Origin of the sequence: Candidatus Methanoperedens sp. (assembly GCA_027460525.1) — an archaeon.
Lineage (GTDB): Archaea > Halobacteriota > Methanosarcinia > Methanosarcinales > Methanoperedenaceae > Methanoperedens.
In genome coordinates, this window is sequence record JAPZAS010000036.1 from 128,980 (window position 1) to 138,569 (window position 9,590).

Below are 9,590 nucleotides of genomic sequence, written 5' to 3' on the forward strand. Positions count from 1 at the left end.
ACAAGGTATTAACAGCATGATAAACGGGGCACGGTGATGGAATGGGTTTAAGATTGCGCCTGGAGAACATGTGAAATAGATTTTAAGAGATTTTCTCCAAAAATTCAGCAAAAGCCAGATTACCTGTAATTTTTTTGATTTTTATTTTAACTACATCACCTTTAGCAGCATTCGGCACATAAATTGTATATTTATCTTTCTTAGCAATCCCGTCTCCTTTACTTCCAACGGCATCTATCCTGACCTCGTAGGATTCACCTTCCGTCAGCGCTTCTTCTTTTATGACAACTGCACGGCGCTTTGTTACAGGTCTGTGCGCACCGCATGCATCGCACCGCAGGGTCAGAATCCTCTCGCTTTTAATCAGATGGGTATCAGGACGTCCGCATTCCGAGCATATTACATATTCCTTGACATAGGCATTAATGAGTTCAGAAATGGCGTCTGTGGTGAATCTTTTCTGGAATATCGCCCTTGAGCCGTCTATTTTACCTGCCGTACCCAATTCCCGCAGGAGGAATTTGAAGATATGCTCAGGTTCGCGATTTAATCTGTCGGCTATGCCGGCAAAATTTTCAAGTACGGTTGTTTTTCCCTCTGTGAGCAATTTCGGCTCAGGTACAACGAATCGCTCTCCTGAACCTTTGATTTCAGGCAATTGTTTCTGTGCCCTGTCAAGGTTTGCAAGGTAGTCGTTCATAAAGCGACACCTCGCTTTATCCGGTGTTCAGGTATGCTTCGCATACCTGTCCCGAGACACGCCTCGGGAGGGCGTGTCCGGGTATGGCGTGCCATACCCGTCGTTTGATGGAACTTTCCCAAAGTTCCTTGATAAACCTTTCTAAAAGGTTTTTGATAAAACTTTCCTAAAGTTTTAGCGACACCTCGCTTTATGAGGTATAGGATATGCAAAGCATACCCTTCTTTTGATAAAACTTTCTCAAAGTTTTTCATGACTTCAAGTTAAGATCAATTCCTGCCCCTTCTCCACTACCACACTGATAGGAGTCGGGAGTTTGTGCCCTGCTGATAAAAGTGATTTTTTTGCCAGTTTGAAACTTGCAGGGTTGATTTGCACTGTCATTAATTTTTGACCCGCGCTCACCCGTGCTGCTGTGCCCACAGCCTTTCCAAACGCCAGGCGCATTCCCTGCGAAACTCGGTCTGCACCTGCTCCTGTTGCCTGTTTATTCTCCCTCAGGACTTGATGCGGGAAAACCCTGATTTTCAGATGGTAATTGGGCAGCCCTAGAGCTTCAAGCAATATCCTGTTAGCAGATATGCGGGCGGCTTCAAGTGCGCTATGCCGTATCTGGCATGCTTCTTTTGCTCTGATGGAAATGTGCACCGGGAATTCATCTTTTAAGTTTCCCATGTCATACGTTACGATTTTGCTTCCAGGGACACCGCCCATGTATTCGCGCCTTGTGTACGAGCGCTGGGTTATATTCCTGTACATTCTTGCTGGTTTTCTTGCCATTAAGTAATCCTCCGATAATTGGAATTGCGTGTTAAAAGGTTTGAATCCCACATGACTTTTGGGTTTATAAGCTTTATTGAAACAAGGTATAAAGTTCAAATTTTCGTTAATTTTATTATTCGTAGTTATACTAACTTTTCGTGATCATTTCCCTGGAAATATCAGGTATATATAGCGGGTCTGATAATTGAGATTTATGGGATTTGCTCAGTTTATCCAATGTAGGGTCTGGGCATTCGTGATATAGTAGAGAGGTTTATGCCTGCGCTTAAGAAAAGAAAAACATATTCTGACAAATGCCCGGTATGCGGCGGCGATATTCACCCTCTGGGTGATGAATCAATCTATTTTGATGAACTTGCGCCCAATGTTGCTGTTCTCGCTGAGGTAAGTCCTGGTCACTGGGTAAAAGTAATCGAGAGAAAACCGGCAAAAACATAAAACAACCTTTATTTCCTCTGGAACATACGTCTATCGTTAAGTATATTCTAATGATGAGACATACCATCAACTATGGCAAGTCAAGTTTATATGGATCACAGCTCAACGACCGCTGTTGATCCTTTGGTCAGGGAAGCCATGCTTCCATATTTTTCAGAAAAATTCGGCAATCCCTCAAGTTTATACAGCATCGGAAGGGAGGCAAGAAGGGCAATAGAGGAAGCAAGGCAGAAAGTCGCGGATCTTATAGGCGCAAAGAAAGAGGAGATTATATTCACAGGCAGCGGCACCGAATCAGACAACCTTGCTATAAAAGGGCTCGCATTCAAGAACAGGAAAAAGGGTGACCACATCATCACAAGCTCGATAGAGCACCACGCTGTTCTGCACACCTGCAAATACCTTGAAGCGCAGGGATTCAAGATCACCTATCTTCCGGTGAGCAGGGATGGGCTTGTGAATCCTGCGGATGTTGAGAAAGCAATAACGCCGGCGACGATATTGATAACAATCATGCATGCCAATAACGAGATCGGAACAATCCAGCCAATAGAGGAGATTGGAAAAATTGCAAGAGAAAAGAACATTCCTTTTCATACAGATGCAGTCCAGACAGCAGGAAAAATTCCCGTGAATGTGGATGCCCTCGGCGTCTCCCTTCTCTCCATGAGCGCCCATAAAATATACGGACCAAAAGGCGTAGGTGTGCTTTATATCAGGAAGGGGACTTTAATAGAAGCCCAGTTGCACGGCGGGGGGCATGAGAGAAACCTGCGCTCAAGCACAGAAAATGTACCTGGGATTGTGGGATTTGGAAAAGCCTGCGAACTTGCAAAGCAGCGCCTCCCCGATGAAATGAAAATAGCAGCACTGCGAGACAGGCTTATCAAAGGAATCCTTGAAATCAAGGAATCTTATCTCAACGGGCATCCAACAAGACGCCTTCCCAATAATGCAAATTTCAGGTTCAGCTACATAGAAGGCGAATCCATGATATTGAACCTCGATATGAAAGGCGTCTCGGCTTCAACGGGCTCAGCATGTTCATCCACTTCCCTTGAGCCATCGCATGTGCTTCTGGCAATAGGTTTAAAGCCTGAAGAAGCGCACGGTTCTCTCAGATTGACCCTCGGGCATGAAAATATGCAGGAGGATGTGGATTACGTGGTTTCGGTACTGCCTGAAATCGTGAACAAGTTCAGGATGATGTCTCCCTTAGCGAGGTAAACATGACAGATGGTTACAGCGAAAAAGTGATGGAGCATTTTGCCAACCCGAGAAATGTTGGCGAGATAAAGGATGCAGACGGGATTGGAAAAGTAGGTAATCCTGTGTGCGGCGATCTGATGTGGATTTACATAAAAGTGAAGGATGACAGGCTCGAGGATGTCAAGTTCAAGACATTCGGCTGCGGCGCTGCCATTGCCACGAGCAGCATGATTACCGAGATGGCGAAGGGCAAGACTCTTGAGGAGGCGCTTAAAATCAACAGAAATGACGTTGCAGATGCGCTCGAAGGACTTCCTCCTATAAAGATGCACTGCTCCAACCTCGCTGCCGATGGACTGCATGCAGCAATAAAGGATTATCTTGAAAAAACCGGGAAGAAGATGGAGCTTCCGAAAATAGAAACCGAAGATGAACACCACGGATGAATGCGTGATTAAGCAATATAAACAGCGAACTGGTACGAACTTGTACGAACTCAGGTTGAAAAGTTCGAGTTCATTTTGAGTTCGTATCGAGTTAGATGTTAAATTTTTATGAATCTATATTTTGAATTCATTCTGATAACCTCGTATATGGTTGTCACCTACCACATAATAGCGCTCAAATACAGAAAGTCAATAGGATTTTCCGGCTTCACCCCAATCTCAAAGGTATTCTGGGTTTCGCTTCATGTTTTCATCGTTTCAACTAATATAATTCTTTATTTTTGGCTTATTTCAAAAGACTTCAATCCGGTTCACTTTTTATTAAGAGCTTCTGGGATTCTATTATTTGCTCTCGGGCTATTCATTATTTTCTGGGGCATGTATTCGCTGAGAAAAGCGGTTTTTGTCCCGGGGAATAAATTGGCAGCTGCCGGTCCTTTTAAGTACGTCCGCCATCCCATGTACCTCGGCGGGGTCATCGGCGCGCTCGGACTTGCGCTGTTTGCAGGTTCGCTGCTCGGCGCCGTTTATTCGTTCGTGCTGGCGCTTGTGCTGTCGCATATCGCGGATGCTGAGGAGGAGGAGCTGAGGGCGAGGTTTGGGGAAGAGTATGTTGGGTATGTGGGAAAGGTTCCAAAGCTCTTGCCGCGCGTTCGGAGAAATAAGATGCAATGAGTTTTCACAATTTTTTCAAATACTCATTGTATTCATCAACACTAAGTTCTATCTCCCTTAAAATTTCTTTTATTAATGGACGTGCTAAATCTCTTCCGGGATGATGCGGTACGCTGGTGGTTCTTCCATCTGGATGCCTGTAAAACACATGACTTCCTTTCTGGCGCACCTTCTGAAAACCCAGTTTAAGCAGCAACTTCTCCATTTTTCTGGCATCAATTATCCGAAGCCCGCTCAAGCACCCACCTCAACTTGCTGTATTCCGACAAATTGAGGTAAATGTTGTTTGGTCTCAGGCTCCAGTTCTTCAAGGCATAGCTCAAGAACCTCTTTCAGGTTCTCCTGAAGCTCATCGAGAGTCACTGCCTGAGTATGGGCGCCGGGAATTCCAGGAACTATAGCCACATATAAGCCTGTTTCCGGATCTTTTTCGATGTATGCGGTTAGTGTGGGCATTTGGAACCTCGGTAATTTTCAATTGATTTATAGGTATTGATTTGTCTTATACTTATTTCAGCCGTAAAAAATGAACTATATATCCAAGTGAGTCATATGCGCGCCGTAAATCGGCGGGGTTATCGGCGCTTTCGGGCTTGCGCTGTTTGCGGGTTCGCTGCTCGGCGCCGTTTATTCGTTCGTGCTTGCGCTTGTGCTCTCGCACATTGCTGATGCCGAGGAGGAGGACTTGAGGGCGAGGTTTGGGGAAGAGTATGTCGAGTGTGGAAAGAGAATTCCCAAACTTTTCCCACTGAATTATTGAACTTCACACAAAATCCTCCATAAGCCCGCTTATATCCACCTTATCAATCCCCTGCTTCACAAGCGGCATCTCCTTTATCTGCGGCAGTTCATCCTCATACGTGGGCGAAAGCACCTTATAAAACACGCCGATAGGTATTTTCTCGCCCCATTCCTGCGACTTCACGAAAGCAGCCATCCTATCCTCAGGATTGTGCCCCACGGTTTCCAGATCGTATATCCTCTGCTTGTACCAGTCGTATGTATTGACAAAGTTAAACGAAACGCATGGCTGGAACACATCCACGAGCGAGAAACCCCTGTGCTTCACTGCGTTTACGATGGTCTTCTGGAGATGCTTCACATCACCCGCAAAACTACGCGCCACGAACGTAGCGCCCGTAGATATCGCAAGAGCAATCGGGTTCACAGGCACTTCTATTACGCCAGAAGGCGTTGACTTGGTCTTCATTCCCTTCTCGCTCGTTGGAGAGACCTGACCAGTGGTAAGCCCGTATATCATGTTGTTGTGCACGATATACGTCATATCAATGTTCCTTCGCATCGCATGTATGAAATGGCACATGCCGATGCCGTAGCCGTCGCCGTCCCCCCCTACCGCGAACACGGTAAGTTCATGATTGGAGAGTTTGGTGGCTGCTGCCACTGGCAAAGCCCTTCCGTGGATGCCGTGCAAGCCGTATGTTCTTATCCAGTGGGGCACCTTGCCAGAGCATCCGATGCCGGAGACTATAACGATATTCTCAGGCTCGATATTGAGCTCAACGACTGCCCCTTTCAGTGCAAGGAGAATGCCGAAATCCCCGCATCCGGGGCACCAGTTGGGCTTACCTATCGTATTGATATCAATCATCCTAACCATGCGACACCACCTCCTTTATCGCGCTGTGGATTTCTTCGGGATAGAACGGACGTCCATCGTATTTCAGAATTTTCTTGTCCACGCTTTTGCCTGTTTTTTCCCTGATGATATCGGCAAGCTGCCCTGTGAAATTATTCTCCACTACAACTGTCTTTTTAGCCGAATCAATTACCTTTGAGACTTTTTCTGAAGGGAAAGGATTTAAATATAATATCTGCAGGTAATTCGACTTTACGCCTTCTTTTTCCAGCAGCATCATAGCCTCTTTTATGGGACCTTTTGTTGAGCCTGCGGCTATTATCGTTACTGTTGCATCTTTTGGTCCGATCAAATCCGGATGTTTGAGTTCTTTTGCAAGCGCATCCAGCTTCCTCATCCTTTTTTGCATCATGTTTATCCTATCCTCTATCTCTTCTGAGATGTTACCTTCCTCATCGTGATCATCGCTTGTGGCTGTGTAGAGCCCTTTTTTCGTGCCAGGGATGGTTCTTGGGGATATGCCGTTTTCAGTGAATTTATATCTCTTAAAAAAAGTTGCCTCGGGAGACGCAGCAAGCTCCGAAGACTGAGCATAAAGTCCGCGGTCTATGGTTATCCTGCCTGCATCGAATTTCTCCGTGGTCTTGTGGCTCTCTGCAAGGTACTTGTCAGTCAGGACAATAACCGGGGTCTGGTATTTCTCTGCGATGTTGAAGGCTTCCGCAGTCAGATAAAAACATTCCTCGTTATTACCCGGCACAAGCACAGGGCGCGGGAAATCACCCTGAGAGGCGCTGAGCACGAATTTGAAGTCTCCCTGCTCCGACCACGTAGGCATACCTGTGCTTGGACCAGGGCGCATTGCCATGATTATAACAACTGGTATTTCGATCATTCCAGCGAGCCCGTAGCCTTCGGACATGAGGCAGAACCCTCCCCCTGAGGTGCCGCACATAGCTCTTACGCCCGCAAATCCCGCACCGATTGCCATGTTTATGGCTGAAATCTCATCCTCGGTGTGCTTCACCACGATATTGAACCGCCGCTCTTGTGCTGCCATGAAATGCAGTATGGAAGACGCCGGTGTCATGGGATAGGCGGAATAGAACTTGCATCCTGCCTTGATTGCGCCCATGCAGATGGCATCGTTGCCTGTAAGCAGCATTCGCCCGGGTTTTCCTATTGTCTCAAGTTTACAGTTAAAATCGTCTGGAAAATTCTTTTTCACATAATCAAAACCGGCTTTGGCTGCACTGATGTTTTCATTGATTATCTTATCCCCTTTCCTTTGGAACATATCCCTGATAACACTTGCAAGAATCTCAAAATCGTAATCAATAAGGGCAATCGATGCGCCGAGGGCAAGATTATTTTTCATTATCGGCTGCGCCCCGATTTCTTTGATGATGCCGCCGAATGGCACTGGATAAAGGCGGATGTCTTCCCTGAGTTCCTTCCTCTCGATAATCTCAGCGCTGTCGTATATTATCCCTCCCCCTGTCGTTATCTCATCCTTGTGCAGGAATATTGTTTCTTTGTTGAGGGCTATCAGGACATCAACGCCTTTAACCTGTGAAAATATCTCCCGGTCTTCCACTCTCACCTGCACCGTATTATGCCCGCCTTTTATTAGAGAAGGATATTCATTGATGTCGAATACATGCAAACCCCCGCGTGAGCATGACTGGGAGAAAATAATGCCGGTTGCCATGATGCCCTCTCCAGCTTTTCCGCCGATTTTCCATGTCAATCTGTTTTTTTCCATGATATCAACTCATTCAAGGATATACATACCTTTGTTGCAGGACTATTTAATAACTTATGACCGCTATTTCTTCACAGCTACTGCCAGTTTTTTCCCCATATCCATTGCCTTTGCACTGTCTGCTTCCCGCGGCGCCCCTTCCACAGCCACGCCAGGTTTAATCCAGCGCGGATTGAACACACCCACTACCTTATCCATGGATTCAAGCGCAGCCACCTGCCCGCCCATACCGGTTGTGAAAAGCAGGACAGGTTTTCCACTCACCTTATCTCTTACATAGTAGAGCTCCTCGAAAAGCGTTTTAATCTCGCCAGCCATGTATTCAAAGGCAGAATGAGACCCGAAGGCATATCCATCGGCTGATATTGCTTCACCCGGTTTGACATCCTTTGCCCTTCTTATCTCGACTGCTATCCCCTCCACTTTTTTAACACCGTCTGCTATTGCCTGTGCGAGTTTTTCGGTATTCCCTGTCCTGGAGGCATATGCTATCAGGATTTTCTTTTTATTGCTCATCCAACCATCTCCAGATAAAAATTGTATGCTATGAGCAATATAGTTTATGATTCGTGAACATACAATGTCTCTTGAACTTTAAGTATAAAATTATAAAAGCTTATAAAAAACATGCGCATTATAATAAATATCCGTTATAATTTAGAAGGTTTTATATATAGTGAGCACAATTAGTAAAATAGCGTATGTGGGGTTACACAACGTTAATGGTGGTACCCGCAATAAAAGTGAGTGGCCGAGGAGATTGTTAAGAATGGGATATCCTTTCTGCCAAATCTCTTTAATTAAAACCACACATTAAAAAATCCGAGATGCATGGGGATTTGCCTGCAGTTGGTGGTGTGGTAAATGCATCAGGCGCAAAATGTGATGCGCTATGGCACAGGGCAAGCCACAGGCGAGCCTTGTAAAAGGATAAACTATAGGAGTAAATGATATGAAAATAGATAAAAAGCTGGCAGTATTAATGCTGGCAGGAATAGTAGTGGCTTCTGCATTTATGGTCGCAGCAGAGGCAAAACCGCCAAAACCAGTGGAGGTAAAAGTAACATGTGATGTAGGTCTCAATACGATAGATATCACTAACGGTGTTGGTGTTTTGGCAGGGGGATCGTGCCCATACACAGTCGATGGAACTGCATATGCAGCGGGCGATCCATCTGCTGCAATGACCGCAAGCGACCTTAATATTGATCTTATGTCGCCAGAAGGGGCAGGAAATAGTCTTACAGCAACCATAACGGATGCACCAGGGGACCAGAAATACCACATCGAGGGCAGTAAGGGCAATGAAATGGTGGTATATACGGATGATGCAGGAAATGACAAACTGAACTTCAACGGCAAGGAAGGCATGAATACACTGACCATAACTAGTGTCCTTGGGGACAATGACTACAAAGGCGATAATATTGGCATTGATCCCATCACCATGAATTTCGGCTTCATGTATATGCCTGGCACCGGGATGGATAAGATCCACATAAACTAAATCACCTCCCACAATAAGTTTGAGAGGGAGCAAATCCCTCCTTAATTTTTTATAAACTCGTTACTCCTAAAATGGGAAAAATCAGGTTAAAATTTGGTTATCCCATGGACTTCATACCTCAGCTTATTAACATAGTTATTAAGACTTTCAACATCCTTAATCCTTTTTTTCACTAAAACTCGTATCCTTGAACGGATATCCGTATTCGGCATAATACCGTACGTTAGAAGATGTTGTATTATCTTCCGTGCCACAATACCGCCTTTTTTGTCCCAGTCTGTCAATAAAACAATCTCTTTTCCGCTTTTGGACAGCAATTCTGTGAATTCAAGCATGGGCTGGCGCGAGGCAAACTTAATCTCGCCTTTTATTCCCAGGAAGCGCAGGGATTCCGCATCTCTACGTCCCTCCACAACTATAATAGCCCCGCTGTCAGCCAGTGTTTGAAGTTCCGAAATTACTATCTC

At 45.5% G+C, this 9,590-nt stretch carries 13 protein-coding genes; 5 read left to right on the forward strand and 8 right to left on the reverse strand.

The window, feature by feature from the left end; translation table 11 throughout:
* Positions 1 to 82: 82 nt before the first annotated feature.
* On the reverse strand, positions 83 to 700 hold the full coding sequence (locus O8C68_13675) for a translation initiation factor IF-2 subunit beta (protein MCZ7396842.1): 618 nt from the start codon (positions 698 to 700) through the stop codon (positions 83 to 85).
* Positions 701 to 958: 258 nt separating this feature from the next.
* A complete protein-coding gene (locus tag O8C68_13680) occupies positions 959 to 1,480 on the reverse strand; it encodes a 50S ribosomal protein L16 (protein ID MCZ7396843.1) in 522 nt (173 codons plus the stop codon).
* Between the two features lie 258 nt (positions 1,481 to 1,738).
* Between O8C68_13680 and O8C68_13685 the strand changes: the two genes are divergently transcribed.
* The 4 genes from O8C68_13685 to O8C68_13700 all read left to right on the forward strand — a co-directional run bounded on the left by O8C68_13685 (position 1,739) and on the right by O8C68_13700 (position 4,251).
* Positions 1,739 to 1,921, forward strand: coding sequence for a hypothetical protein (locus O8C68_13685; GenBank protein ID MCZ7396844.1), 183 nt, complete (start codon positions 1,739 to 1,741; stop codon positions 1,919 to 1,921).
* A gap of 72 nt (positions 1,922 to 1,993) precedes the next feature.
* Positions 1,994 to 3,148 (forward strand): cysteine desulfurase NifS, encoded by a 1,155-nt coding sequence (gene nifS / locus O8C68_13690; GenBank protein ID MCZ7396845.1) that lies wholly within the window; start codon positions 1,994 to 1,996, stop codon positions 3,146 to 3,148.
* A gap of 2 nt (positions 3,149 to 3,150) precedes the next feature.
* Complete coding sequence (gene nifU, locus O8C68_13695) at positions 3,151 to 3,576, forward strand: Fe-S cluster assembly scaffold protein NifU (GenBank protein ID MCZ7396846.1); 426 nt, start codon at positions 3,151 to 3,153, stop codon at positions 3,574 to 3,576.
* Between the two features lie 147 nt (positions 3,577 to 3,723).
* A complete protein-coding gene (locus tag O8C68_13700) occupies positions 3,724 to 4,251 on the forward strand; it encodes an isoprenylcysteine carboxylmethyltransferase family protein (protein ID MCZ7396847.1) in 528 nt (175 codons plus the stop codon).
* Between the two features lie 4 nt (positions 4,252 to 4,255).
* Here O8C68_13700 and O8C68_13705 read toward each other — a convergent pair whose 3' ends face one another.
* The 5 genes from O8C68_13705 to O8C68_13725 all read right to left on the reverse strand — a co-directional run bounded on the left by O8C68_13705 (position 4,256) and on the right by O8C68_13725 (position 8,132).
* Positions 4,256 to 4,489: a type II toxin-antitoxin system HicA family toxin gene (locus O8C68_13705; GenBank protein MCZ7396848.1), complete on the reverse strand. Its 234-nt coding sequence runs from the start codon at positions 4,487 to 4,489 to the stop codon at positions 4,256 to 4,258.
* Positions 4,486 to 4,707, reverse strand: coding sequence for a type II toxin-antitoxin system HicB family antitoxin (locus tag O8C68_13710; protein ID MCZ7396849.1), 222 nt, complete (start codon positions 4,705 to 4,707; stop codon positions 4,486 to 4,488). The genes O8C68_13705 and O8C68_13710 overlap by 4 nt, the downstream gene beginning before the upstream one ends.
* Before the next feature lie 307 nt (positions 4,708 to 5,014).
* Positions 5,015 to 5,872, reverse strand: coding sequence for a thiamine pyrophosphate-dependent enzyme (locus tag O8C68_13715; protein MCZ7396850.1), 858 nt, complete (start codon positions 5,870 to 5,872; stop codon positions 5,015 to 5,017).
* A complete protein-coding gene (locus tag O8C68_13720) occupies positions 5,865 to 7,616 on the reverse strand; it encodes a 2-oxoacid:acceptor oxidoreductase subunit alpha (GenBank protein MCZ7396851.1) in 1,752 nt (583 codons plus the stop codon). Before O8C68_13720 ends, O8C68_13715 begins: the two co-directional genes overlap by 8 nt.
* A gap of 63 nt (positions 7,617 to 7,679) precedes the next feature.
* Positions 7,680 to 8,132 (reverse strand): flavodoxin domain-containing protein, encoded by a 453-nt coding sequence (locus tag O8C68_13725; GenBank protein ID MCZ7396852.1) that lies wholly within the window; start codon positions 8,130 to 8,132, stop codon positions 7,680 to 7,682.
* Positions 8,133 to 8,568: 436 nt separating this feature from the next.
* Between O8C68_13725 and O8C68_13730 the strand changes: the two genes are divergently transcribed.
* Positions 8,569 to 9,123, forward strand: coding sequence for a hypothetical protein (locus tag O8C68_13730; GenBank protein ID MCZ7396853.1), 555 nt, complete (start codon positions 8,569 to 8,571; stop codon positions 9,121 to 9,123).
* Between the two features lie 86 nt (positions 9,124 to 9,209).
* Here O8C68_13730 and O8C68_13735 read toward each other — a convergent pair.
* A partial coding sequence (locus O8C68_13735; protein ID MCZ7396854.1) for a toprim domain-containing protein occupies positions 9,210 to 9,590 on the reverse strand: 381 nt, incomplete at its 5' end.

Coding starts and splice junctions, on each gene's coding strand:
- O8C68_13675 (MCZ7396842.1), bottom strand. CDS start 700: ATGAACGACTACCTTGCAAACCTTGACAGGGCACAGAAACAATTGCCT.
- O8C68_13680 (MCZ7396843.1), bottom strand. CDS start 1,480: ATGGCAAGAAAACCAGCAAGAATGTACAGGAATATAACCCAGCGCTCG.
- O8C68_13685 (MCZ7396844.1), top strand. CDS start 1,739: ATGCCTGCGCTTAAGAAAAGAAAAACATATTCTGACAAATGCCCGGTA.
- nifS (MCZ7396845.1), top strand. CDS start 1,994: ATGGCAAGTCAAGTTTATATGGATCACAGCTCAACGACCGCTGTTGAT.
- nifU (MCZ7396846.1), top strand. CDS start 3,151: ATGACAGATGGTTACAGCGAAAAAGTGATGGAGCATTTTGCCAACCCG.
- O8C68_13700 (MCZ7396847.1), top strand. CDS start 3,724: ATGGTTGTCACCTACCACATAATAGCGCTCAAATACAGAAAGTCAATA.
- O8C68_13710 (MCZ7396849.1), bottom strand. CDS start 4,707: ATGCCCACACTAACCGCATACATCGAAAAAGATCCGGAAACAGGCTTA.
- O8C68_13715 (MCZ7396850.1), bottom strand. CDS start 5,872: ATGGTTAGGATGATTGATATCAATACGATAGGTAAGCCCAACTGGTGC.
- O8C68_13720 (MCZ7396851.1), bottom strand. CDS start 7,616: ATGGAAAAAAACAGATTGACATGGAAAATCGGCGGAAAAGCTGGAGAG.
- O8C68_13725 (MCZ7396852.1), bottom strand. CDS start 8,132: ATGAGCAATAAAAAGAAAATCCTGATAGCATATGCCTCCAGGACAGGG.
- O8C68_13730 (MCZ7396853.1), top strand. CDS start 8,569: ATGAAAATAGATAAAAAGCTGGCAGTATTAATGCTGGCAGGAATAGTA.